Annotated in this window: 15 protein-coding genes; 12 read left to right on the top strand and 3 right to left on the bottom strand. The window is 59.8% G+C overall.

Going from position 1 to position 26674, the window contains the following annotated elements; genetic code table 11:
* Window positions 1–184: 184 nt before the first annotated feature.
* A complete protein-coding gene (locus tag JFT66_RS28850; protein WP_034119437.1) occupies window positions 185–454 on the bottom strand; it encodes a DUF2790 domain-containing protein in 270 nt (89 codons plus the stop codon).
* 397 nt (window positions 455–851) lie between these two features.
* On the opposite strand from JFT66_RS28850, the gene acs reads away from it, so the two are divergent.
* The 7 genes from acs to argR all read left to right on the top strand — a co-directional run bounded on the left by acs (window position 852) and on the right by argR (window position 8839).
* A complete protein-coding gene (acs, locus tag JFT66_RS28845) occupies window positions 852–2807 on the top strand; it encodes an acetate--CoA ligase (protein WP_005790645.1) in 1956 nt (651 codons plus the stop codon).
* Between the two features lie 695 nt (window positions 2808–3502).
* Entirely contained in the window at window positions 3503–4288 is a 786-nt protein-coding gene (locus JFT66_RS28840; RefSeq protein ID WP_153839988.1) for an ABC transporter substrate-binding protein, read from the top strand.
* Window positions 4289–4379: 91 nt separating this feature from the next.
* Window positions 4380–5069 (top strand): ABC transporter permease, encoded by a 690-nt coding sequence (locus JFT66_RS28835; protein ID WP_032886746.1) that lies wholly within the window; start codon window positions 4380–4382, stop codon window positions 5067–5069.
* Window positions 5066–5764, top strand: a complete 699-nt coding sequence (locus JFT66_RS28830; RefSeq protein WP_034119440.1) for an ABC transporter permease — start codon at window positions 5066–5068, stop codon at window positions 5762–5764. The genes JFT66_RS28835 and JFT66_RS28830 overlap by 4 nt, the downstream gene beginning before the upstream one ends.
* Window position 5765: 1 nt before the next feature.
* Window positions 5766–6878, top strand: a complete 1113-nt coding sequence (locus tag JFT66_RS28825) for a succinylglutamate desuccinylase/aspartoacylase family protein (protein ID WP_198860574.1) — start codon at window positions 5766–5768, stop codon at window positions 6876–6878.
* Window positions 6879–6905: 27 nt separating this feature from the next.
* On the top strand, window positions 6906–7670 hold the full coding sequence (locus tag JFT66_RS28820) for an ABC transporter ATP-binding protein (RefSeq protein WP_003214336.1): 765 nt from the start codon (window positions 6906–6908) through the stop codon (window positions 7668–7670).
* A gap of 188 nt (window positions 7671–7858) precedes the next feature.
* The gene (argR, locus tag JFT66_RS28815) at window positions 7859–8839 is read left to right on the top strand and encodes a transcriptional regulator ArgR (RefSeq protein WP_153839987.1); all 981 of its coding nucleotides are present in this window, start codon (window positions 7859–7861) and stop codon (window positions 8837–8839) included.
* 8 nt (window positions 8840–8847) lie between these two features.
* Here the strand turns inward: argR and JFT66_RS28810 are convergent, their stop codons facing one another.
* Window positions 8848–14733 (bottom strand): dermonecrotic toxin domain-containing protein, encoded by a 5886-nt coding sequence (locus tag JFT66_RS28810; protein WP_198860573.1) that lies wholly within the window; start codon window positions 14731–14733, stop codon window positions 8848–8850.
* Between the two features lie 128 nt (window positions 14734–14861).
* Window positions 14862–19751, bottom strand: coding sequence for a leucine-rich repeat domain-containing protein (locus tag JFT66_RS28805; protein WP_233097220.1), 4890 nt, complete (start codon window positions 19749–19751; stop codon window positions 14862–14864).
* A 426-nt stretch (window positions 19752–20177) separates the two neighbouring features.
* Between JFT66_RS28805 and JFT66_RS28800 the strand changes: the two genes are divergently transcribed.
* From JFT66_RS28800 to astB, 5 genes are all read left to right on the top strand, one after another.
* Window positions 20178–21398: an aspartate aminotransferase family protein gene (locus tag JFT66_RS28800; protein WP_034119445.1), complete on the top strand. Its 1221-nt coding sequence runs from the start codon at window positions 20178–20180 to the stop codon at window positions 21396–21398.
* 198 nt (window positions 21399–21596) lie between these two features.
* The gene (gene aruF, locus JFT66_RS28795; protein ID WP_034119446.1) at window positions 21597–22616 is read left to right on the top strand and encodes an arginine/ornithine succinyltransferase subunit alpha; all 1020 of its coding nucleotides are present in this window, start codon (window positions 21597–21599) and stop codon (window positions 22614–22616) included.
* 53 nt (window positions 22617–22669) lie between these two features.
* Window positions 22670–23695 (top strand): arginine N-succinyltransferase, encoded by a 1026-nt coding sequence (astA, locus tag JFT66_RS28790; protein WP_003193612.1) that lies wholly within the window; start codon window positions 22670–22672, stop codon window positions 23693–23695.
* The gene (astD, locus tag JFT66_RS28785) at window positions 23692–25161 is read left to right on the top strand and encodes a succinylglutamate-semialdehyde dehydrogenase (RefSeq protein WP_198860575.1); all 1470 of its coding nucleotides are present in this window, start codon (window positions 23692–23694) and stop codon (window positions 25159–25161) included. Before astA ends, astD begins: the two co-directional genes overlap by 4 nt.
* Before the next feature lie 156 nt (window positions 25162–25317).
* Window positions 25318–26664, top strand: coding sequence for an N-succinylarginine dihydrolase (gene astB / locus JFT66_RS28780; RefSeq protein WP_198860571.1), 1347 nt, complete (start codon window positions 25318–25320; stop codon window positions 26662–26664).
* Window positions 26665–26674 lie beyond the last annotated feature (10 nt).

Below are 26674 nucleotides of genomic sequence, written 5' to 3'. Positions count from 1 at the left end.
ATTTATTGTGGGGGGGCAGGGGAAGGCTTTTTGAGAGAAGGAAGGGAGGGCTTGGGGCTGGGTGATGACTGACACCGTTAGCGGGAGCAAGCTCTCTCACATTTGAACCGATTTGTTCCAAGGGCCGGTTCTTGGCCGCAAGAACAATTTCTTGCGGCAAGTAAGAATCCAGCGTGAGAAGTTGTTAGCCGTTAGAGCAACCGTTGCCCATTACTTGATAGTTGAGAATATGACGCTGACCTTGTGAGTCTTCATATTCCATTTTTACCGGCACAACTTCGCATACTTCCGGAATACTGCTCATGGACAATACTTTGGCGACATCCAAGTGAGTGCTGTAGGTGTAATCCTCAACAATTGGGGCGTTGTGGCTGGCCAGCTCAGTCGGGGCTTCGTCGGCCAGGGCGGCGGTGGCGCACAAGCTGCTGAGGGCCATAACTAATAACGCTTTCATTTCTTCATTACCTTCTTCAGGGCGAAAGGGGTCACGGGGCCCTTGTGAGGCCGCGTGTGTAACTTAAGAGTTGGGAAGTTCGGATTAACGTGCCTTCGTGGGGGCTGTAACTTGGTTAATCACGATGCCTTGGTTGGCGGAAGTGATTCTAAGCCTGCAGGTTATATTCATATACCCGTGCTTTTGATAAACACTATTGGCGGTTTTTGTAACAATCCCGTGGTCATGCTTTTTTTACGCAGGCGTAAAGCGCCGCAGGCCGCGGGCCAGAGCAGTAAACCGGCATAGCAGGGCAATTTGTAGGGTCTTGTTACTACCATCGTCGAATGGTTCTATAGGCCCACCCCGGCTACAACAGGGGCCATACAACAACAACTATGTCACCGAGGTAAGAAAGATGAGTGCGGCTTCCCTGTACCCCGTTCGCCCCGAAGTAGCAGCCAACACGCTGACCGACGAGGCAACCTACAAGGCCATGTACCAGCAGTCGGTGGTCAACCCCGATGGCTTCTGGCGCGAGCAAGCCAAGCGCCTTGACTGGGTCAAGCCTTTCACCGCGGTGAAGCAGACCTCTTTCGACGACCACCATGTCGATATCAAATGGTTCGCCGATGGCACCCTGAACGTTTCCTACAACTGCCTGGACCGTCACCTCGCCGAGCGTGGCGACCAGATCGCGATCATCTGGGAGGGCGATGACCCTGCAGAGAGCCGCAACATCACCTACCGCGAGCTGCATGAAGAAGTCTGCAAGTTCGCCAACGCCCTGCGTGGCCAGGATGTGCATCGCGGCGACGTGGTGACTATCTATATGCCGATGATCCCTGAAGCTGTGGTCGCCATGCTGGCCTGCACCCGCATCGGTGCGATTCATTCTGTGGTGTTTGGCGGTTTCTCCCCGGAAGCCCTGGCCGGTCGCATTATCGACTGTAAGTCGAAAGTGGTGATCACCGCTGACGAAGGCATCCGCGCCGGTAAGAAGATTCCGCTGAAAGCCAACGTCGACGACGCCCTGACCAATCCGGAAACCAGCAGCATCCAGAAGGTCATCGTGTGCAAGCGCACCAATGGCGCGATCAAGTGGAACCAGCATCGCGACATCTGGTACGAAGACTTGATGAAAGTGGCGGGCACCGTGTGTGCGCCCAAAGAGATGGGCGCCGAAGAAGCGCTGTTCATCCTCTATACCTCCGGCTCAACCGGTAAGCCTAAGGGCGTGCAGCACACCACCGGCGGCTACTTGCTCTATGCTGCCCTGACCCACGAACGCGTGTTCGACTACCGCCCGGGCGAAATCTACTGGTGCACCGCCGACGTCGGCTGGGTCACCGGCCACACGTATATCGTCTACGGCCCGCTGGCCAATGGCGCGACTACGCTGCTGTTCGAAGGTGTGCCGAACTACCCGGACATCACCCGGGTGGCAAAGATCGTCGACAAGCACAAGGTCAACATCCTCTACACCGCACCGACGGCGATTCGCGCCATGATGGCCTCCGGCACCGCCGCCTGCGAAGGCGCCGATGGCAGCAGCTTGCGCCTGCTCGGTTCGGTGGGCGAGCCGATCAACCCGGAAGCCTGGGACTGGTACTACAAGAATGTCGGCCAATCCCGTTGCCCGATCGTCGACACCTGGTGGCAGACCGAAACCGGCGCCACCCTGATGAGCCCGCTGCCAGGTGCCCACGCGCTCAAGCCGGGTTCAGCCGCACGGCCGTTCTTCGGTGTGGTGCCGGCGCTGGTGGACAACCTCGGTAACATCATCGAAGGCGCCGCTGAAGGTAACCTGGTGATCCTCGATTCGTGGCCTGGCCAGGCACGTACCCTGTACGGCGACCATGACCGTTTCGTCGACACCTACTTTAAGACCTTCCGCGGCATGTACTTCACCGGCGACGGCGCCCGTCGCGATGAAGATGGCTACTGGTGGATCACCGGCCGTGTGGATGATGTGTTGAACGTGTCCGGCCACCGCATGGGTACCGCCGAGATTGAAAGCGCCATGGTCGCCCACCCGAAAGTCGCCGAAGCGGCGGTGGTGGGTGTGCCACACGACATCAAGGGGCAGGGCATCTATGTGTATGTCACCTTGAAGAATGGCGAAGAGCCGAACGAAGCGCTGCGCCTGGAGCTGAAGAACTGGGTGCGCAAGGAAATCGGCCCGATTGCTTCGCCGGATGTGATCCAGTGGGCACCGGGGCTGCCGAAGACGCGCTCGGGGAAAATCATGCGGCGCATTTTGCGCAAGATCGCTACGGCTGAATACGATGGGCTGGGGGATATCTCCACCCTGGCGGATCCGAGTGTGGTGGCGCATTTGATTGAGACGCACAAGACCATGAACGTCGCGTAAGGCGGGGTTTGTGAGACAGAGCCCCATTTGGTGTAAGCCGGGTGGGGCTTTTTTGTGCGGCTTAGAATACGACGCGGGCTAATGTGGGAGCGGGCTTGCTCGCGAATGCGGTACATCAGCTAAAGATTAGCAGGCTGACACACCGCCTTCGCGAGCAAGCCCGCTCCCACATTTGCATTGCACTTCATGGCGAATATCGGTGGTCGTCTGGTAGGCCGGCACAACGACCAGCCCAATAAATATCGGTTTTCACGGTAGGACGTTTCTGAATGTTACCGACAGGTGCAAATGTGTAACCCCTCGCCCAAACTTGAGGCAATGGACCACGCCGACGCCCCTAAAAACCGCGTTTTAGACACCCCAGGAAATTAGATTAAACGCCAGACTTGCCGTGCTAGAAGGGTTTGCGAATAATAGGCCCGCAATTTGCAGCATCATCAGGTTTAATATCTTTTGTCTCTGCATAAAATCCAGAGGCTGTCAATGTGCTGGAACCGCTTTCTCGGTGCTTCTGTAAATTGTTGTCGCATTGAGGAAATATCGGCTTCCGGGCTGTCGTTAGAATGCCGATCACTCGCTCGTCGTCGCAGGTGTCGCCCGCGCAGGACGCAGCACCGCTATTCGGTTACACCTTCGCCGCATCGTGGGCCATGGCTCATACTGCTGTTTTTGCCCTATACCGATGGAGTCCCAAGATGAAGAAACTCGTGCTGTTGGGCGCCCTGGCGCTGTCCGTGCTGTCCATGCAGGCTTTCGCCGAAGGCAAGCCACTGAAAATTGGTATCGAAGCGGCTTACCCTCCCTTTGCCTCGAAGGCGCCGGATGGCAGCATCGTCGGTTTTGACTACGATATCGGCAATGCCTTGTGCAAGCAGATGGACGTCAAGTGCACGTGGGTCGAGCAGGAATTCGATGGCCTGATCCCAGCGTTGAAAGTGCGCAAGATCGACGCGATCCTGTCGTCCATGTCCATCACCGATGACCGCAAGAAATCCGTGGACTTCACCACCCGCTACTACCTGAGCCCGGCGCGCCTGGTGATGAAAGACGGCACTGCAGTCAGTGACAGCCTGGATGAGTTGAAAGGCAAGAAGATCGGCGTACAGCGTGGCTCAATCCATGACCGTTTCGCTCGGGAAGTCCTGGCGCCAAAAGGTGCGGATATCAAGGGTTACAGCACCCAGAACGAAATTTACCTGGACGTGGCTGCCGGTCGTCTCGACGGTACCGTGGCTGACGCTACCTTACTGCAGGACGGTTTCCTGAAAACCGACGCCGGCAAAGGCTACGCGTTTGTAGGTCCGTCGTTCACCGAAGCCAAATACTTCGGCGACGGCATAGGCATCGCGGTACGCAAAGGCGACAAGGAAAACCTGGACCGCATCAACGCTGCCATCGCTGCGATCCGTGCCAACGGCGAATACAAGAAAATCCAGGACAAATACTTCGACTTCGATATTTACGGCGCTGACGCCAAGTAACTCATCGCAGCTGTCTGTCCGAAATGGCGCAAGCACCAGAATTCCTGAAGTTTGCGCCATTTTTTCATCCCCCTTTTCGAGGACCTGAATCATGTTGAAAGGCTACGGGGCCGTTATCCTCGATGGCGCATGGTTGACGCTTCAGCTCGCCTTGTCGTCCATGGCCTTGGCCATTGTTCTGGGTCTGATCGGGGTCGCGTTACGCCTGTCGCCGGTGCGCTGGTTGGCTTGGCTGGGTGACCTGTACTCCACGGTGATCCGCGGGATCCCCGACCTGGTGCTGATTCTGCTGATTTTCTACGGCGGCCAGGACCTGCTGAACCGCGTCGCGCCGATGCTCGGCTATGACGACTATATCGACTTGAACCCCTTGGCCGCCGGTATCGGCACCCTGGGTTTCATCTTTGGCGCCTACCTCTCGGAAACCTTCCGTGGCGCCTTCATGGCCATTCCCAAAGGCCAGGCCGAAGCCGGCCTTGCGTATGGCATGAGCAGCTTCCAGGTATTTTTCCGGGTGATGGTGCCGCAGATGATTCGGCTGGCGATCCCCGGCTTTACCAACAACTGGCTGGTACTCACCAAGGCCACCGCGCTGATTTCGGTGGTGGGCCTGCAAGACATGATGTTCAAGGCCAAGCAGGCGGCAGATGCTACCCGCGAGCCTTTTACCTTCTTCCTCGCCGTGGCGGCGATGTACCTGGTGATCACCAGCGTGTCGTTGCTTGCCCTGCGTTATCTTGAGAAGCGCTACTCGGTAGGCGTAAGGGCGGCTGATCTATGATCTTCGACTACAACGTCATCTGGGAGGCCATGCCGCTGTACCTTGGCGGTTTGCTGACCACCCTGAAACTGCTCGCCATCTCGCTGTTCTTCGGCCTGCTCGCCGCGTTGCCCCTGGGTTTGATGCGGGTGTCCAAGCAGCCGATCGTCAACGGCGTGGCCTGGCTCTACACCTATGTGATCCGTGGCACGCCAATGCTGGTGCAGTTGTTCCTGATCTACTACGGCCTGGCGCAGTTCGAAGCGGTACGCGAGAGTTTCCTGTGGCCGCTGCTGTCCAGCGCGACCTTCTGCGCATGCCTGGCATTTGCCATCAACACCAGCGCCTACACCGCCGAGATCATTGCCGGCAGCCTCAAGGCCACGCCGAACGGCGAGATCGAAGCGGCCAAGGCCATGGGTATGTCGCGCTACAAGTTGTACCGCCGCATCCTGCTGCCGTCAGCCCTGCGCCGCGCACTGCCGCAGTACAGCAACGAAGTGATCATGATGCTGCAGACCACCAGCCTGGCGTCCATCGTCACTTTGATCGACATCACCGGTGCCGCACGCACGGTGAACGCCCAGTATTACCTGCCGTTTGAGGCCTATATCACCGCCGGCGTGTTCTACCTGTGCCTGACCTTTATCCTGGTGCGCCTGTTCAAGTTGGCCGAGCGCCGCTGGCTGAGCTACCTGGCTCCACGGAAGCACTGATATGGAACGTATCGATCATCTGTTGCCTTGGGGGCACCTGGGTTGCGAACGCCAACTGAGCGTGTTCCGTTTCGGCAACGGCGAGCGCAAGGCCTATATCCAGGCCAGCCTGCACGCTGATGAACTGCCTGGCATGCGTGCCGCGTGGGAGCTGAAAAAGCGCCTCACCGAGTTGGAGCAGCAGGGCGCCCTTAATGGCGTGATCGAGCTGGTGCCCGTAGCCAACCCGATGGGTCTCGGCCAGTTGTTGCAAGGCAGCCACCAAGGGCGTTTCGAGGTGGGCAGCGGCAAGAATTTCAACCGTGATTTTGTCGAGTTGAGCGAGCCGGTTGCGGCCTTGCTCGATGGCAAGCTCGGGGATGATCCCCACGCCAATGTGCGTATGATCCGCCAGGCCATGAGCGATACGCTCAACGCCTTGCCCGAGCCGAGCAGCCAGTTGCAAGGCATGCAGCGCATCCTGCTGAGCCACGCCTGCACTGCCGATGTGGTGCTTGACCTGCATTGCGACGCCGAAGCTGCGCTGCACATGTACGCACTGCCCCAGCACTGGCCGCAGTGGCGCTCGTTGTCGGCGCACTTGAATGTGAAGGTCGGCCTGCTGGCTGAAGATTCCGGCGGCAGTTCGTTCGATGAAGCCTGCTCGCTGCCGTGGTTGCGTTTGTCCCAGGCATTCCCTGAGGCGCAGATCCCGTTGGCCTGCCTGGCGACGACGCTGGAGCTGGGCGGTCAGGCCGATACCGGCCGCGACGAAGCTATCTTCCACGCCGAAGGCATCCTGGCGTTTCTCGCCGAACAGGGGCTGATCAAGGGTGAGTGGCCGGCGCCGCAACATGAGCCCTGCGAAGGCGTGCCCTTCGAAGGCACTGAGTTACTCTTTGCACCCCACGCCGGGGTGATCAGTTACCTGCGTAAGGCGGGTGACTGGGTGGAAACCGGCGAGCCGATTTTTGAAGTGATTAATCCCCTGGAAGACCGCGTGAGCACCGTCTGCGCGGGCACCTCGGGGGTGTTGTTTGCCGTTGAACGGCTACGTTATGCCCAAGCGGGTTTCTGGCTGGCCAAGGTGGCGGGGCGCGAAGCGCTGCGTCACGGGCGCTTGCTCAACGACTGACCACCTGTTTTTGTGAGAACCGACCGCATGTACAAGCTTGAAGTCCAAGACCTGCATAAACGCTATGGCAGTCATGAAGTGCTCAAAGGTGTGTCCCTGGCCGCCGCGGCGGGTGATGTGATCAGCATCATCGGTTCCAGTGGTTCGGGCAAAAGTACCTTTTTGCGCTGCATCAACCTGCTGGAGCAGCCCCACGCCGGCAAGATTCTGCTCAATAACGAAGAGCTGAAGCTGGTGGCCAACAAGGACGGCGCCATGAAGGCCGCCGACCCCAAGCAACTGCAACGCATGCGTTCGCGCCTGTCCATGGTGTTCCAGCATTTCAACCTGTGGTCGCACATGACTGCGCTTGAAAACGTGATGGAAGCCCCTGTGCATGTGCTGGGCATGTCGAAGAAAGACGCGCGTGAAAAGGCCGAGCACTACCTGGCCAAGGTTGGCGTGGGTCATCGTAAGGATGCCTTCCCCGGGCATATGTCCGGTGGCGAGCAGCAGCGCGTGGCGATTGCCCGTGCCCTGGCGATGGAGCCGGAGGTGATGCTGTTCGATGAGCCTACCTCGGCGCTGGACCCGGAGCTGGTGGGCGAAGTGCTCAAGGTGATGCAGGACCTGGCCCAGGAAGGCCGCACCATGGTAGTGGTTACTCACGAAATGGGCTTTGCCCGTGAAGTGTCGAACCAGTTGGTGTTTTTGCACAAAGGTATCGTTGAAGAGCGTGGCAACCCACGGGAAGTGCTAGTGAACCCGCAGTCCGAGCGTCTTCAGCAGTTCTTGTCCGGTAGCTTGAAATAATTTCCCCTGTGGGAGGGGGCTTGCTCCCGATGACGGACTGTCAGTCAGCACTTGTGTATCTGATGTACCGCTATCGGGAGCAAGCCCCCTCCCACATTGGATCTTCATTGTTTTTGAGATTTGTGTTGGTTTCCGGGCTAGCATTGGCCCTTGTCTTCATTACTGTTACTCGCTTCGGATAGCACTCCATGACCGCCCACAAAATTGGTTTCCTGATTTGGCCCAGCACTAAAGCACTCACGCTTGCGCTGGCTGAGGAGGCCTTGCGCGTTGCCCAGCGGGTGCATCCGGACGTGGTCTACGAGCTGTCATTTTTGCTCGCCGAGCCGGCAACCCCAGGCGCCTGGCAACTGCCCGGCGAGGCGTGGGCCGGCAAGCTCGAAGGTTTCCAGAAGCTGTTCCTGCTGGCGGATGAGCCGCCCACTGCGATCGCTTCCCAGCTCAGTACCGCCCTCAAGCAGCTTGTCCGGTCAGGGTGTGTGATCGGCGGTTTGTCTGCCGGTGTGTACCCGCTGGCCCAGCTTGGCCTGTTGGATGGCTACCGCGCCGCCGTGCATTGGCGCTGGCAGGATGATTTCGCCGAACGCTTTCCCAAGGTCATCGCCACCAGCCATTTATTCGACTGGGACCGTGATCGCCTGACCGCCTGCGGTGGCATGTCGGTACTCGACCTGCTGCTGGCAGTGCTGGCCCGTGACCACGGTGCCGAGTTGGCTGGTGCGGTGTCCGAAGAACTGGTGGTGGAGCGCATCCGCGAAGGCGGCGAGCGCCAGCGCATTCCGCTGCAGAACCGCCTGGGTTCCAGCCATCCCAAGCTGACCCAGGCGGTTTTACTGATGGAAGCCAATATCGAGGAACCGCTGACCACCGACGAGATTGCCCAGCATGTCTGCGTGTCGCGACGACAGCTTGAAAGAATATTCAAGCAATACCTCAACCGCGTTCCCAGCCAGTACTATCTGGAACTGCGCCTGAACAAGGCGCGCCAGATGTTGATGCAAACCAGCAAGTCGATCATTCAGATCGGTCTGTCGTGCGGCTTCTCCTCTGGGCCGCATTTCTCCAGCGCCTACCGCAACTTCTTCGGCGCAACCCCTCGTGAAGATCGCAACCAGCGGCGCAGCAGCAGCCCCTTTGAACTGTCTTCGGTGCCGTCCGAGCGCGGTTGATCAACCCGTCAGTCTTCTTCTGGTTCAGGATAAGTCACCACCAGTGGTGTGCCTTGAGCATCCACTCTGGCGGCTTCGACCTGGAAGTCGATGTCTGTGCGTTGGTAATACTGGCGCAGACGCCCCAGGCTTGTTGGCGATAGCGGGTTAACGCTCAGGTCGCAGTCCTCATTGAACGCTGCTCGGGTGTCCAGCAAGTCCGCCGATATCTCGCTGATCCCGTTATTGCTTAAATCCAGCGTGTGTAATTCATCCAGGCGAAACACGCCTTCAGGGGCTTCGCTCAGTGCCGCATTACTCAGGTGCAGCGAGGCCAGTTGGCGCAGCGAACTGATGTCAGGGGCGTGGCCCAAGGGGTTGTTACTCAAGTCAAGGAACTCAAGCTGGGTCAGATGCGCCAGCGCTCCGCGGGTCTCGGGTGTCAAGCGGATTGCGCACTCCTCCATGGCCAGGCTGGACAGCTTGGGCATGTACTGGATCGACTCAGGCAGCGTGCCCAGCGAGCATTTGGTGAGTGTCAGTGATTGCAGCTTCTTGAAATTGCGCAGTGTGCCGTCGACGCCGGTGGTGGTGCCGTTTCCGGTCAGCTCGAACGAGGTCACGTGGTTGAAGTTGGCGTTCAACTGCGGCAGCTCGCCCAGTATCGGTGTATCCGATTGCACCGTGTGGCTCAGTTCTTCGCCTACGCTCTCTTCGTCCTGGGCACTTTCGCGCCGCCAGGCTTCTTCCAGCAATGTCTTGAATTTCTGTCTCGACAACTGGTCCAGGGCACGGGTTTGCTCGTCAAGGGGTACATCCAGGATCGGGTGTCGATCCGGAACATCCTGCACCCACAGTTGCAGGTCGTTGCCCAGTTGTTCGTATTCGGCTTCCAGGCGTGTCAACGTCGGGTCGACCGCTGCCATGTCGCCGGGTAGGCGGAAGATAAAGCGGTCTGCCTCGTCCTCCAGGAAGGTGGGGTATAGGCGCTGAGTACGCATGCGTTGTTCCGCGGATGCCTGGGCGGCGAAGCTTTCGCCGGTGCGCTGGCAGTAGGTTTTGATCAACTCCAGGGTCGTGGGGGTCAATGGGTTGCCGGAAAGGTCCAGTGCGCTGGTGAGTGAACTCGGCAGCGCAAAAAGCTCGTCGGGCAGTTGTTCAATGGCGTTTGCGCTCAAGTTCAGCGCCTGGCGGGGTGGGTTACTCAGCAGCTCCGGCGGTATCTGCGTCAGTCCTGTTTCTTTGAGTGAAATATGGCTCAAGCCGGGCAGGCGACTGAAATCCGGGAGTTGTCCCAGGCGGTTATGGTCCAGGTTCAAGTACTTGAGGCTGTTCATGCCGTGTAACCCCTCCCGACTGGCGGGGCTCAGCTCGATTGAGCAGCGTGGCAGCCCCAGTATTTCCAGTTCTGGCAGGTTGAGCACCGAGGGTGGGATATCACCGAGCCTGACGTTGTCGATGTCGAGGATCTTGAGGGCCGGGAAACTATCGATAAAGGCGGTTGAGCCCATCGGGAGGCCGCTGCCTTTGATCGTCAGCGAGCCAATATGCTTGAAGCGCGCACTGAGGGTGGGCAGGTCGCCCGCGAGAGACTGAGGGATGTCCAGGGTGTGGACGAATTGAGTGTCTTGGGGCAATTCCCGACGCCAGCTTTTTTCGAGCAGCGCCTTGAGTGCGGTGCGGCGGTTGCTTTCCACAGGCTGTATCTGCGGTTGCTGTGCCCAGTCGTTGAGCTCAAGTTGCAAGGTGTCCAATTCACCGGTCAGCCGTGCCAGCTCGCGCCTACCTGCTTCCAGGTCGCCGGGTAAACTGTAGATCAACTGGTTGATTTGGTTATCGTCCAGCGAAGGGTACAACTGCTTCGCATCGCGCACGTCTACTGCAAGGGCATCGGCCTCCCAGTAAACACCGTGCTGCTGGTAGTAGGTTTTGACACGCTCAAGGGTGGTCGGTAAGAGCGGGTTGCCAGACAGGTCGAACGCAACGCTTTTATTCGGTGGCAGATCGAACAGTGTTGCAGGCAATTCACTGATCTGGTTGTCGCTGAGAAACGCCGCTTCCAGATCGTTGCGGGTGAGCAGGCCCGGGGGGATGCGATCAATGCCGGTGTCGGACAGGTCCAGGGTATGCAGTTCGGGCATGGCCTCCACACTGGGTACGCGGCCCAAGGGATTTTTATGCAGGTCCAGGGTTTTCAGCTGGGTCATCGAGGCGAGCCGGGCCTGACTGTGCGGCGTCAGGCGAATTGCGCACTCCCTCAGACTCAGTACGTTCAAGTTGCGCATCTGCAATATCGCCGGTGGCAGGTCGCCCAAGGGCAGATTGTCAACGGCCAAATGACGCAGCCGCGCAAAGTAGCCCAGGAACGCGGCTGCTCCCTGCGTGTGGTTGTTGCCTGACAGGGTCAGCATGGATACGTGATCGAAGTTGGCGGACAGCCGCGGCAGTTCGCCGCGAATATGATAATGCAGGTTCAGCCGGTGGCCGTCGCGTGCGGGGTCTTCGAAGTAATCATCGATGGGCAATTCCCTGCGCCAGCAGCGTTTGAGTTCGCGGGCGATGAGCTCGCGATTGCGTTGTTCGTACTGGCGCTGGCGCAAGCTGAGTGCAGAGCCGTTCTCGGGGTTTTGAGAGGGGATGTTGCGTTGCCAGGTATTCAGGTCGCGTTCCAGTTGGCGGTATTCGATGCCCAGCGCTTCCAGGCCGGCGAGTGCACCGCCGGGCTGTGATTGCAAGTGATTCAGCAGGGTGGTCAATTGATGGTCGGCAAGCCCTGGGTATAGGTCGCGTGCGCGTTGATGCAGGTTCGCAGCGCCCAGCGGCGCAGGCACCTGGGCGCGATAGCCGTCGTCGCTGCCTAACAGGCGCAGGGTTTCAATCACCTGTCCGGGCTCGTGATCAGTCGTGAGCAGTACGCGTAGTTCGTTGCGGGGAAGGGGCGCCTGCTGTAAGCGTTGCTTGAGTTGTGCGCCTTGGTAAAGGCCCAGGCCGAGCTGGTCACGCTGCTGGTCGGGCAGGGCACTTAAGATGGCTGAATACAGGTCAGTCTCGCTGGCGAGGGCACCCTGTTCATCGTACGGCTGGTATCGACCCGCTTCGGTGCGCACCAACGTGCGATGGATAGGCGCGTCATCTGGGCCGATCCTCAGCCAGGTTGGCCCGGTCAGCGAGTCGTGACGGGCCTCGAGCTGTACCTCGCCCGACCAGCCCGCCAGTGTGCGCAGGGAGTCGAGTGCCAGGCGATCGGTGTCCACCGAGGCCGGCGCATTCAGGTGCTGGCCCTCATAGGCACGGTTGAGCCGTACTTCATTCAGTGCGGTGCGTGCCAGTTCGGCCAGGCGCGGCGGCGTCTTGTGCTCGTGCAGCGCTTCAAGTTCTGCGCCGCTCGCCTCGCTCACGAGGGTTCGCGCAACGCTTGCGGGCAACCCGGGCGTGGTGCTGAGCACTTGCTGGGTAAGCGGCTCGGTCGAGGCTTGCAGTGGCGCATACCGCGATTCGAACAACGCGTTGCGCTGGTGATCGGCAATATCCGCCAGCTTATGGCGCAGCAGGTGGGCGCGGCGTTCCAGGCTCAGCTCTGGGTCGCTGGCGCGCTCACCGAACTGCGTGCGGATCTCCTCGGTGGTCAGGCCGCGCAAGACCGTTTTCAGCAAGTCGCCATTGTCCAACTGGGATTCGTACACCTGAATCGCCGGCATGCTCTTGTCCCCGAATTCCCAGGCGGTCTGCCCCTTGTCATTGATGATGCGCAAGGCTTTGGTGGGCGGCCACGGGCCGTGAGTGGTCAATAGCTGCAAGGTGTCTTGTGGATCGATTTGGTGATACACCGTCGGGTCGTCACTGCGTAGCTGCTCGATGAGCCGTTGGATGTTGCGGTCAATGCGCAGGCGGCTCAAGGTATCGTCCAGCAGCGGTGTCGGCCGTTCGCTGTTGACATGCATTTTGCGTACGACCTGTTCATCCGTGCCGCTGATATGCAGAGCCAATTCCCGGTCCGCCTCGCTCAAGCCCTGGACGCTGTGCCCTAGCCGGCGCAGCAGCGTGGTTTTGTCCCACTGCAAAGGTTGTTCGAGTTCGGTGTGCCATGCGCCAGCTTGATTGTGTCGTACGATCGGGCGGTAGGCTTCGGGGCGGGTCGGGTGTTTGATCTGATAAAACTCGCTGTCCGGGCCTTTTTCCACGCTGTACAGTTTGTCTTCCAGCGCCAGGATTTTTTCCCCGCCTGTCTCGTGCAGGCCCAGCTCGTTGATACCCAGGCGCGGTGGTAGCGAGGCTGGGTACTCATAGGGCTTCAAGTCCGGTTTCCAGTAACGCTTGGCACCATTGGCCAGGCTGACGGGTTTGAATGTGTCGATATAGGCGAGTACTTCCTGGGGCAATGCCTTGCGCAACAGAGGCGCGCCAATCTGGCTGCCCGCGGCGAATGCGCCCAACTGCACCAGGGACTCCAGCACACTCAGGAAATGACCCAGGGCTACCTTGCCCTCTCCTTCGGCCCAATCGACAATACCTTCGAACACATCCTCGAGCAGCTGATAGGCCATGTAGCCCATCATCAACTCGCCCAGCCCCGGGACAAAGGGCGCTACCACCATCAATGCGGAGTTGAGGATCGAAGATGCAACATCGACGAAGGAATCCCAAAGCCGCCAGCGTGCCTCACGGTCGACACTAGCGGTGGAGACGGCAAGAGTGCGGGCATCATTGAGCATCTTGTCGAGTTTTTGCTGATACAGATGCAACCAGGGGTCGCCCGAGATCGGCACGGCGTCAAACTGCAGTTGGGGATCGTCGGTAGGCATACTGCGCCAGGGGGCCTCGCTGCTGCCCTCGACGGGTGGATGCCAGGTAATGCGCGCCAGGCGGTGGCCCAGGCCGGAAAAAAACACCCCGCGAGAGGCGTGGGGCACAAAGCGGCTGAAGAAGGTTTGATAGTCGCGATCACGCAGTTGTCGTATCAGTTCCTGCATGAAGGCCAGCGACGAGGCATATTCCTTGAGTGGGTGCTGTGGATCATCTGGAATGTATGCCACCAGGCGCTGGGCCGACCGGGGAACTTCCAGGTCGGGGGCAAACACTTGGATACCCGTGAGCGGAATGTCCATCATCCTGAAATCGTGACAGAGCAACGGTTGGTCATCGAGCCTTGGGTGGGGTGTGCCTGCGATCAGCCCTTCGATAACGGTGCCGAAGTCCTCGCTGATATCTCCCTGGATACGGGCCAGTTGCAGCGCCACCTGCAGGGCGGCTTTGTGGCTGGCGTCGACCTTCAGGCGCAGTACTGCGGTGGCCACCGGGTTGGACACCCCCAACTCCTCGTCGAGGTAGCGGGCGTAGAGGGCACCGATATCCAGGTCGCGGCACAGGCTGGCGAACGCCGAAATTGACATTACGCGCTTGATTTGCGGCAAGGTGTCGAACTGCCCGCTGGCTGAGGGGCGCGTGATAAAGGTCGAGGCCGGCTCGTAGGCGTCCGCCAGCGTTTCTTTGTGTTCGAAGTTATGCAGGGCGGCGTCGAGCAGCGAGACGGTCCAGGTTCGAGCGGCGCCGGAGCGTATCGAGAACCATGGGACGCTGTCGGGGATATACAGGCGTACAAACGTGGCGTCGACGTCCAGTTCCAGGCCGAACTCGGCTTTCAGTGCCTGCTCGAGGATCGGGGTGGCGAACGTCTTGACGTCCTGCAGGTGTTGCAATGCCCGGTCCACACTGTTTTGTGCATCCCAGTGGGCGCCGGTCAACCGTCTGAGCGCCGCCCGCTGCTCGGCGCTGCCCGGCAACGGTTGCGGTTGGATGCTGGCAAGCGCCTGGCGTTTGCCGGCAGAGGCATTGCCGAGCCAGGCGGGCAGGGCGCTCGTCAGCAGTTGGTAGTGGCTGTCAGGCAGGCTGGTATCAGCGAGATCGATGTTGGTCATGGTGCGGGTCCGTACAAGTCATGAAGGCTCGCAGTAAACCAGCCGGTCGCGGACAGGGGGCTTTAGATAGTTAGGGGGCACAGCCCGCCCCCTCACTTGACCTCACTGGTTTCAAGGTTAAGCATTTTTTATTCATCCCCCTCTTCTTCGGAGGAGGTGTCGTCGGGCGTCGCCATGGGCTGTCGAGCTTCGGGCACCTTAAAGTCCACGGCCGTACGGCGGTAGTAATGGCGTAGTTTGTCTAGCGCCCCAGGAAGGAAGCGGTTGCCGCTGAGATTGAAACCGTCAGCCCTATCGGCGTCTAGTCCAAGCAGGTCGTCAGGCAGCTCGGTCATGGCGTTGTTGCTCAAATTCAGTGCCTCGAGCCGTGGCAGGTTGAACACTCCGCGAGGGGGCGCGGTAAGGCCAGCGTTTTCGATCATCAATGTGCCCAACTCGGTCAGGTTGCTGACATCGGGAGAGATGCCCAACGCGGTGTTGTGACTCAGGTCCAGGTATTCAAGCGTGTGCAGGTCGCTCAATGCTGAGGCGCTCTGCTGTGTCAATCGGATATTGCTTCGCGTCAGCTTGAGCCCCTTGAGCTTCGGTAATTTGAATACGCCGGCGGGAATGTCTGGCAATGTATAGCGGTGGATCAACAGGCTTTCCAGGTTGGGAAAACGCTCGAGAAAGCCCTCGGGGATCGATGTGGTGTCCTCTCCTCTCAGTTCCAGCCTTGAAATATGCGCGAAATCGACCCGCAGTACCGGCAGGTCGCCGGTTAGCGGCACGGCTATTTTCATTTCGTGGGTGTTTTCCGGTGGCTCCTGCGCTAAATCCAGGCTGGTTTCCCGTCGCCAGCCTGCTTCTAGCGATGCCTTTAATTGGCCGCGAAAGTTTTGTTGCAGCGCTCGCTCGCCTACATCCATGGGCACGCCCGTGAACGGGTGCTGTGCGGGTACATTTACCGCCCATTCTCCCAAGTCTGCTTGCAAGCGCTCAGAGTCTGCTTTTAGGCGTACGAGTATTGCCATTGAGTCGTCCAAGCCGCCGGGTAGCCTATAAATGAAGTTATTGGCCTCATTGGCGGTGTAGGCGGGGTAGAGCGCCTGGGCCAACCGCAGCTCCTCAGGGTGGGCGTCTGCGCCAAAATGTTCGCCGGTCCTCTGGCAGTAGCTTTTGATGCGCTCCCGCGTCGTGCGTGAGAGTAGGTTGCCTGACAAATCAAAGACTCTGGCGCTTTCTCTGGGCAGGCGGAAGAGGGTGACGGGTAGCCTGCTCAAGTAGTTATTACTGAGGTTGGCACTCGTCAACCGAGGGTGATTGAACAGGCCTTCGGGGAATAGCGAAATGTGGGTTCGGCTCAGGTTCAGTGTCTGTAGGTGGGTCATGCGTCTAAGGTCGGGGGTGAGCGACAGTGAAGTGTTGTTCGAGAGGTCCAGATGTCGAAGCCGGGTCAATGTGGCGAGGTCTGCGCGGTTTTGAAAGGTCAGGTTCAGGTTGCAGTTGCGCATCGTCAGGCTGTTGAGATGGGCGAGCCCGATCACCTCAGGGGGGATGGTGTTGAGGGCGAAATCACTGATATCCAGCGTGCGCAGGTTGGGAAAGTGAGTCAGGAAGCTGGGGGCGTCTCGGGTGGTGTGGTAGCCCTTCAGTTTCAACGTAGAGATGTAGTTGAAGCGCGTATTCAGTGTCGGGAGCTCGCCATATACGGGGTCGAGGTGCAATACGTGCCCGTCGCTAAAGCCTGGGTCCGGCGGGGTTTCATGACGCCAGGCGCGGATCAGTTCGCGTGTCCATCTCCAGCGACTGAGTTGCTCATTGGCGGCCACCAAGGGAGGGAGCGGTATTTCGGTGCCAAGCAAGGTTCGCGGGGTGTTGAAGTACCAGGTCGACAGGCTGTTTTCGAACTGTAGAAACTCGTTCTTCATATGTTGAAGCGTTCGCAGGGGCGTGCCGGGCTGACGTCCCATGTAGTTCAGTGTACGGGTCACTTGTGCCGGGCTCAGGCGGGGGTAGAGCTCATGCAGTAACTGAGCTTCCAGGTTGCTGCCTGGGGGGGTGCCGTCGTAGCCCTCCATGCCGCCGGGCAGGCGCATCAGGTTCGGGTCATAAAAGGGTTTGCGCAAGGGGGCGTCGGCCAGCAGAGTACCAAGTGCTTCACGTGTCAGTGTGTGTTGACGCAAGGTTTGCCTCAGCAGTGGGCCTTGGCCGATGTGAATGCCCAGCGCATTGCGCTCCGCGTCCGGCAATGCCTGGAGGACGGCAGTGTAGAAGTCGGTTTCTCCAAACAGGGTGCCCTTGCCGTCTTCGGGAACATAATCACCCTCGGCACTACGCACGAGCGTGCGTTGTGTCGGTGCCTGGGGGCTGCCGATAGCATCCCGTACCCTGCCGGTTCGGCTGAAATCAGTGACTACCAGGCGCACCTGCGGCGACCAGCCTGGCAGGTTTTCCAACGAATGCAGGGCGAGCCGATGTGTGTCGCTACTTTCCAAGGCGTCCCTGTACAGCCCTTCATGGGCCCGGCTGATTCGCACTTCATGGGCAGCCCAGCGTGCGCGCTCAATCACCGATGTGGGCACGCTACCTTGATCGATGTCCAGCAGCTCTTGACCGGTGGCGCCGCGTAATACTTCTTCGGCAGCGCTGGTTGGCAGGCCAGGGGTGGTGTCGATGATTTTTTGCAGGCGTGCGTTATCGGTTATTTCGGCTTTTCGATAGCGCGAGTCAAACAGAGCGGCACGTTTGTCTTGGGCTTGGCGTGCCAAGCGTTTGCGCAGTGTGGCGGTGCGCACGTGCATGTGGGGAGTGGTGCCGAACTCTTCTTCCAGCAAGGTTTTGCGCTCTGACTCGTCCAAGGTTTCCAGCAGGGTTTTCAGCAGGTCGCCATTATTCATCTGGGCCTCGTGTATTTGCGCCACGGCGGCGTTTTCCCTGCCCTTATGCTCCCAGGCGGTTTCACCTTTTGCATTGAGAAACCGCAAGGTCTTGGATTCGGGCCACAGATGGGTCTGGCTCAGTAGCCACAGTTGGGTCTGCGGATCGGCTTTTTGATAAACCAGTGGATCGTCACTGTTCATCTGGTCGATGAAATCTTGTAATTGCTCATCGATCTTGACGCGCTTGAGAGTGTCGGCCAGCAGAGGGGGCGGCGGCTGGTGGTCCACATACATTTTGCGCAGAGCACCATCGTCGGTCCCGCTGATGCGCTGGGCCTGTTCAAGGCCCGCCTCACTGATGGCGTCGGCTGGCGGGCCGAGTCGGCGCAGCAGGGTGGTGCGATCCCACGTCAGCGGGCGATCCTGTGGCGTCAACCAGGCACCCTTGCCATTGCCGATTATCCGTGGACGGTAGGCGTGCGCACGGGTGGGGTGCGCGAGGAAGGCGTTGCCCGATTGCTGCTTGACGGAAAAATGTTGCCGGTTGAGCGCCAGGATCTGTTTGTCTTCATGGGCGTGCAGCCCCTGCTGGTTGGGACGTGACCTTGCGGCCAGTTGAGTGTCGTGGGCGTAGGGTTCCAGGTCTGGGTTCCACAGACGGGTTTTACCGTCGGTGGTGACCGGCGTAAGCGCGTCAAAGAAGTCCCATAGCGCCTTCGGCAACGCCTGGCGCAGCAGGCCCTCGGCAATGGGTACGCCGACCGCGAACATGCCCAGTTGGACCATTTGTTCAAGGATGGACATCAGGTGTCCGAATGCCTGGCGCTTGAACCCTTCGGCCCAATCGAGGATGCCTTCGAAGACCTCATCAAGCAGTTGATAGGCGGTATAGCCGAGCATTGCCAACCCTAGCGGTGGAATGAAGGGCGTGGCGATGAGCGCGGCGATTTCGAGAATGGCTTCACCGATTTTTTGCACTATGTCCCAGCGCCGCCAGCGTGCCTTGCTATCGGCGTCGGCAGTGGGTACGGCTGTCACCCGTGCATCATTGAGCAGTTTGTCGAGCTTGTTCTCATACAGATGCTCGTACAGGTCGCCGGTGATTTTTGTCGCGTTAAATTGCAGGTTGGGGTTGGTCACCGGCTCGTCGTGCCAGGTGGGGCGTGGGTCGCCGGCGACCTGCTTGTGCCAGGCCACGCGTGACAAGCGGTTGTTGAGGTCGGCGAAGAAGTAGCCTCGATGTTCATGGTTGACGAAGCGGCTGAAAAACGCCTGGTAGTCGGTGCTGCGCAGCTTGCTCGCCAAGTCCTGCATGAACAGAGTGCCGTTGGCGTAATACTTGAGAGCGGACTGCGGGTCGCCGGGAATGTAGGCCACCACCGGGACTGCGCTGCGGTGCAACTCCAGGTCGGCGGCGAACAGTACGATGCCGGTCAGCGGCGCGTTCATCAGGCTCAGGTCGTGGCTAAGTAGCGTCTTGCCATCGAGGTCGCTGCTGACGTTATTTAGATAACGGCCAAGGGCATAAAAGACCGGGCGCGTCACATCCTTTTTCAGCAGCGCCATCTGCCTGCTGGCTTGCGCTTCGGCTTTCAGGCTCTTGATGACCTTGTTGCGTAACTGGTCTTTGAGAACAGCGTCTGTGAAACCGAAAAAACGTTTGAGGTAATGTTGATATCGCTTGCCGATATCCAGTTTGCGGCACAGCTCGATGAATTGCGCGATGCTGATTTGATTGCGCAGCTGGGGCAGCGTGTCGAACTGCCCTGTGGCGGACGGTTGGGTAATGAAGGTCGACTCTGTGCTATACGCCGTCGTTTTGTTTTCATCCGCGTCGAAGTTATGCAGCGCCGCCTCCACCAGCGACACGGTCCAAGGCTTGACGCCACCCGTCTCGAGGGGGAACACGGGTAAGGTCAAGGGGATATACAGGCGCAGATAGGTCGTGCTGACATCGGACTCAACGTCAAACTGCTTCTTGAGTGCCTGTTGCAGTAACGGCGCGGCAAATGCTTGGGGCGACTGAAGCGTTGCCAGGGCCGTATCGACCTGGTTTTGCGTCTCCCAACTGGCCTGCATTGCCTCTTGGAGTGGGGCGTGTTGCGAACGGTCGGCCTCTGCATGCCAACCGGCGAATTCAAGCCGGGTGTTTTTCAAGGCGTGGCGCTTATCGCCTGAGGCGCTCCCAAGCCATTTCGCAAGGCGGGTGTAGGCACCGGCGGGCACTCTGCTGGCTGCCTCTGTAAGGCTTTGGACGATAGGGGTTGAAGTCGGTGTGGGCACGAGGCTGATCCTTCAGTGAGTGGCGTCACTCTCATCACAGCAAGCTTGAAGGGCGTAAAGGCCACAGATAGTTAAGGGCGTACGGAAAAAACAGCGGGCTGTGCCTCTGCCTCTGAAGTGACACACCGTTTAAACTGCGCCATTGCGACGCAATATGTCGCATTGCCGTAAACCCGTGTAAAACCGGGGTTGGCGCTATAAGAAGTTGTCGCTTGGCGACAAGGTGGCGCTGAAAACTGTCCTTACAATCCCTGCATCGCCTGCCAGTTCCAGGCAGGCGTTCCTCTTCAGGAGACTCCGATGTCCGTTGAGCAAGCCCCGGTGCAACGTGCCGATTTCGACCAGGTGATGGTGCCTAACTACGCACCTGCCGCCTTTATCCCCGTGCGTGGCGCAGGTTCGCGCGTTTGGGACCAGGCCGGTCGCGAGCTGATCGACTTTGCCGGCGGCATCGCGGTTAACGTATTGGGCCATGCCCACCCGGCGCTGGTCGGTGCACTGACCGAACAGGCCAACAAGCTGTGGCACGTCTCCAACGTGTTCACCAATGAGCCGGCCCTGCGCCTGGCCCATAAGCTGATCGACGCCACCTTTGCCGAGCGTGTGTTCTTCTGCAACTCCGGCGCCGAAGCCAACGAGGCCGCGTTCAAGCTGGCCCGTCGCGTGGCGTTCGATCGTTTCGGCACTGAGAAGTACGAAATCATCGCCGCATTGAACAGCTTCCACGGCCGTACCCTGTTCACCGTCAACGTCGGTGGCCAGTCCAAGTACTCCGACGGTTTCGGGCCTAAAATCACCGGCATTACCCACGTTCCTTATAACGACCTGGCAGCGCTGAAAGCCGCCGTGTCGGACAAGACCTGCGCCGTAGTGCTGGAACCGATCCAGGGCGAGGGCGGTGTACTGCCGGCCGAGCTGGCTTACCTGCAAGGTGCCCGCGAGCTGTGCGATGCCAACAACGCGTTGCTGGTGTTCGACGAAGTGCAGACCGGCATGGGTCGCAGTGGCCACTTGTTCGCTTACCAACATTACGGCGTGGTGCCGGATATCCTCACCAGCGCCAAGAGCCTGGGCGGCGGTTTCCCGATTGCCGCCATGCTCACCCGTGAAGACCTGGCCAAGCACCTGGTGGTCGGCACCCATGGCACTACTTACGGCGGCAACCCGCTGGCGTGTGCAGTCGCTGAAGCGGTGATTGACGTGATCAACACCCCCGAAGTGCTGGCCGGCGTCAACGCCAGGCACGACGTGTTCAAGGCGCGCCTGGAGCAGATCGGCAAGCAGTATGGGATCTTCACCGAAGTGCGCGGCATGGGCCTGCTGATCGGTTGCGTACTGAGTGATGCGTTCAAAGGCAAGGCCAAGGACGTGTTCAACGCGGCTGAGAAAGAAAACCTGATGATCCTGCAAGCCGGCCCCGACGTGGTGCGTTTCGCCCCGAGCCTGGTGGTGGAAGAGGCGGACATCAACGAAGGCCTGGATCGTTTCGAACGTGCTGTGAAGACCCTGACCCAGGCCTGATTGGCTTGACGGGATCAAATGTGGGAGGGGGCTTGCCCCCGATAGCGGTGGGTCAGTCACCTGATTTATCAACTGACACACTGCTATCGGGGGCAAGCCCCCTGCCACATTGGAATTAGTCGCACATGGGGATAGGTGTTGTTTTCAGACCTGTCCGGTATTTTTTCCTATGAGTTTTTCGAGTTAAGGAGTGACACCATGCTGGTGATGCGCCCCGCGCAAATGGCTGACCTGGGCGAGGTACAGCGTCTGGCTGCGGACAGCCCGATTGGTGTCACCTCCTTGCCGGATGATGTGGAACGCCTGAGCGACAAGATCGCCGCCAGCGAAGCCTCCTTCGCGGCCGAGGTGAGTTTCAACGGTGAAGAGAGCTATTTCTTTGTGCTCGAAGACACCGAGACCGGCAAGCTCGCCGGGTGCTCGGCCATCGTCGCGTCAGCCGGTTACTCCGAGCCGTTCTACAGCTTCCGTAACGAAACCTTCGTACACGCCTCCCGCGAGCTGAAGATTCACAACAAGATCCACGTGCTTTCCCAGTGCCACGACCTCACCGGCAACAGCCTGCTCACCAGTTTCTATGTGAAGCCTGCACTGGTCGGTTCGCCGTGGTCGGAACTCAATTCCCGTGGCCGCCTGCTGTTCGTCGCCAGCCACCCCGAGCGCTTTGCCGACTCGGTGGTGACCGAGATTGTCGGCTACAGCGATGAGAACGGTGACTCGCCGTTCTGGGATGCCATCGGCCGCAACTTTTTCGACCTCAACTACGCCGCCGCCGAGCGCCTGTGCGGGCTGAAAAGCCGTACCTTCCTCGCCGAGCTGATGCCGCATTACCCGATCTACGTGCCGCTGTTGCCGGACGAAGCCCAGGAAGCCATGGGCCAGGTGCACCCGCGTGCGCAGATCACCTTCGATATCCTGATGCGTGAAGGCTTCGAGACCGACCACTACATCGACATCTTCGACGGTGGCCCGACGCTGCACGCACGGGTCTCGGGCATTCGCTCGATCGCCCAGAGCCGCGTGGTGCCGGTCAAAATCGGCGAGATGGCCAAGGGTGTCGGTCGCCAGTACCTGGTGAGCAACGCGCAGTTGCAGGATTACCGCGCGGTGATGCTGGAGCTGGACTATGCACCCGGCAAACCGGTGACCCTGGACCTGGCAGCCGCTGAAGCCCTGGGCGTTGGCGAAGGCGCGAGTGTGCGTCTGGTAGCGGTTTAAAGAATTGAGTTTCGCGGGTGGCTGCCAAACAGCGGCCCGTCTGAGGAGATAGCATGATCGTTCGTCCCGTACGCAGCAGCGATTTACCGGCCCTGATTGATCTGGCGCGCAGCACCGGCACCGGCCTCACCACCTTGCCGGCCAACGAAGAGCGCCTGACCCACCGGGTTGGCTGGGCGGAAAAAACCTTTCGCGGCGAAGCCGGGCGCGGCGATGCCGACTACCTGTTCGTGCTGGAAAACGACGAAGGCCGCGTGGTGGGAATTTCTGCCATTGCTGGCGCCGTTGGCCTGCGTGAGCCTTGGTACAACTTCCGGGTGGGCCTGACCGTCAGTGCGTCCCAGGAACTGAATATCTACCGTGAGATTCCGACGCTGTTCCTGGCCAACGACCTCACCGGCAATTCCGAATTGTGCTCATTGTTCCTGCATGCCGATTACCGCAACGGCCTCAATGGCCGCATGCTGGCCAAGGCGCGCATGCTGTTCATCGCTGAGTTCCCGCAGCTGTTCGGCAACAAGATCATTGCCGAGATGCGCGGTGTGTCCAACGACGCCGGGCGTTCACCGTTCTGGGAAAGCCTGGGCCGGCACTTCTTCAAGATGGAGTTCAGCCAGGCCGACTACCTCACGGGCGTGGGCAACAAGGCGTTTATCGCCGAGCTGATGCCGAAGTTTCCGCTGTACAGCTGCTTCCTTTCCGAAGATGCGCGCAACGTGATCGGCAAGGTGCATCCGGACACCGAGCCGGCCCTGAGCATGCTCAAGAGCGAAGGCTTCAGCTACCAGGGCTATGTCGATATTTTCGACGCCGGCCCGGCGGTGGAGTGTGAGACCAGTAAAATCCGTGCGGTGCGCGACAGCCAGTCGCTGGTGTTGGCCATTGGCACGCCGGGGGACGATGCTACGCCGTTCCTGATCCATAACCGCAAGCGCGAGGAGTGCCGTATCACTGCGGCTCCGGCCCGGCTGGCGGCAGGCACACTGGTGGTCGATCCGCAGACCGCCAAGCGCCTGCAACTGGTGGTGGGTGATCAAGTGCGTGCTGTTGCGTTGTCCGCTGCTCGGGAGTCGAAATAATGAATTCGCTGTATATCGCAGGTAGCTGGCTGGCTGGCCAGGGTGAACTGTTTGAATCGCGCAACCCGGTGACCCAGCAAGTGTTGTGGGCCGGCAACGGTGCCAGCACCGAGCAGGTCGAATCCGCCGTGCAGGCCGCGCGCCAGGCTTTCCCGGGCTGGGCACGGCGCCCGCTGGAAGAGCGCATCAGCGTGCTGGAAACCTTCGCCGCCACCTTGAAAAGCCGCGCCGATGAAATCGCTCGCTGCATTGGCGAAGAGACCGGCAAGCCGCTGTGGGAATCGGCCACCGAAGTCACCAGCATGGCCAACAAGATCGCGATCTCGGTGCAAAGCTACCGTGAGCGTACCGGTGAAAAGAGTGGCCCACTGGGTGACGCCACCGCCGTGTTGCGCCATAAACCCCATGGCGTGGTGGCGGTGTTCGGCCCATACAACTTCCCCGGCCACTTGCCCAACGGGCATATTGTCCCGGCGTTGCTGGCGGGTAACACCGTGCTGTTCAAACCCAGCGAGCTGACCCCGAAAGTCGCCGAGCTGACCGTGCAGTGCTGGATCGAAGCCGGATTGCCGGCGGGCGTGCTGAACTTGCTGCAAGGCGCACGGGAAACCGGTATCGCCCTGGCGGCCAACCCAGGCATCGACGGCTTGTTCTTCACCGGTTCGAGCCGCACCGGCAACCACCTGCACCAGCAGTTCTCCGGGCGCCCGGACAAGATCCTGGCCCTGGAAATGGGCGGCAATAACCCGCTGGTCGTGGACGAGGTGGCCGATGTGGATGCGGCGGTCTACGCCATCATCCAGTCTGCGTTTATCTCGGCAGGCCAGCGTTGCACCTGCGCCCGTCGCTTGTTGGTGCCGGAAGGTGCCTGGGGTGATGCATTGCTGGCGCGCCTGGTAGCGGTTAGCGCCACGATTGAAGTAGGCGCATTTGACCAGCAACCAGCGCCTTTCATGGGCTCGGTGATTTCCCTCGGCGCGGCCAAAGCGCTGATGGAGGCTCAGGAGCTGATGCTGGCCAATGGCGCCGTGGCGCTGCTGGAAATGACTCAGCCTCAGGCCCAGGCGGCCTTGTTGACCCCTGGCATCATCGACGTGACCGCAGTGACCGAGCGTGAAGATGAAGAGCTGTTCGGCCCGCTGTTGCAGGTGATCCGTTACGCTGATTTTGCCTCGGCAATCGCCGAGGCCAACAACACCCAATACGGTCTGGCCGCCGGTTTGTTGTCGGACTCCGAAGCGCGTTACCAGCAGTTCTGGCTGGAAAGCCGCGCCGGTATCGTCAACTGGAACAAGCAACTGACCGGCGCTGCCAGCACCGCGCCGTTTGGTGGGGTAGGAGCGTCGGGTAATCATCGCGCCAGTGCCTATTACGCGGCGGATTATTGCGCGTACCCGGTGGCCTCGCTTGAGACCCCGAGTTTGGTGGTTCCAGCTACGCTAACCCCCGGCATTACGCTGATCTAAATGTGGAAGGGGGCTTGCTCCCGATAGCTTTCTGTCAGTTGATTAATCAGGTGACTGATCCACCGCTATCGGGAGCAAGCCCCCTCCCACACTGGATTTGTGGTGTGTTGAAGACTTTTAATGCCTATAAAAACAGATGTTCGTGGAGCCTCGCCGATGAAATCCTATGAAGTCAATTTTGACGGTCTAGTGGGGCCGACCCATAACTACGGCGGTTTGTCCTACGGCAACGTCGCATCCCAGAGCAACAGCCAGCAGTCTTCAAACCCGAAGGAAGCGGCGTTGCAGGGCCTTCAGAAAATGAAAGCGCTGATGGACATGGGCTTTGTGCAAGGTGTGTTGGCGCCCCAGGAACGTCCTGATGTGGCCGCCTTGCGCAACCTCGGTTTCAGCGGCAGCGACGCTCAGGTGATCCAGCAAGCGGCCAAGCAGGCCATGCCTTTGCTGGTAGCCAGTTGCTCGGCATCCAGCATGTGGGTGGCCAACGCCGCCACTGTCAGCCCGAGCGCCGATACCGCAGACGGCCGCGTGCATTTCACCGCTGCCAACCTCAACTGCAAATACCACCGCAGCATCGAACACCCGACCACCAGCCGCGTGCTGGGCGCGATGTTTGCCGATGGGAAACACTTTGCCCACCACGCCGCGCTGCCCGCCGTAGCCCAGTTCGGCGATGAAGGTGCGGCCAACCACACGCGCTTCTGCCGCGAATACGGCGAGGCTGGCGTTGAGTTCTTCGTGTTCGGCCGCAGTGCCTTCGACACCCGTTACCCGGCCCCGCAGAAGTACCCGGCGCGCCAGACTCTCGAAGCGTCCCAGGCTGTCGCGCGCCTGCACGGTTTGAAGGATGATGGCGTGGTCTATGCCCAGCAGAACCCGGCGGTGATCGATGCCGGCGTGTTTCACAATGACGTGATCGCGGTGGGCAACGGCGAGGTGCTGTTCTATCACGAGGATGCGTTCCTCAACACCGAACAGATGCTCGCCGAGCTGCAAGGCAAGTTGGGCACGCTGGGCGGCAACTTCCAGTCGGTCTGTGTGCCCCGTGCCCAGGTCAGTGTAGAAGACGCGGTGCGTTCCTACCTGTTCAACAGTCAGTTGCTGACCCGTCCCGACGGTTCGATGCTGTTGATCGTGCCGGAGGAGTGCCGCAGCAACGAGCGCGTGTGGCATTACCTGCAGGGCCTGACCAGCTCTGGCGGGCTGATCCGCGAAGTCAAGGTTTTCGACCTTAAGCAAAGCATGCAGAACGGCGGTGGCCCCGCCTGCCTGCGTTTGCGCGTGGCGCTGAACGAAACCGAACTGGCAGCGGTGAACCCAGGCGTTATCATGACCGCGCCGTTGTACGACACGCTGACCCAATGGGTCGACAAACACTACCGCGACAGCCTGCGGGAAACCGACCTGGCTGACCCGCAGTTGCTGCTTGAGTGCCGGGCGGCACTGGATGAACTGACGCAAATCCTTAAACTGGGCTCGGTTTATCCTTTCCAGATCAATTAACGCCACCTCT

Origin of the sequence: Pseudomonas sp. MF6755 (assembly GCF_016405635.1) — a bacterium.
Lineage (GTDB): Bacteria > Pseudomonadota > Gammaproteobacteria > Pseudomonadales > Pseudomonadaceae > Aquipseudomonas > Aquipseudomonas haemolytica.
The sequence above is the reverse complement of the archived record's forward strand: the minus strand, read 5'-3'. Positions and strand labels throughout refer to the sequence as shown.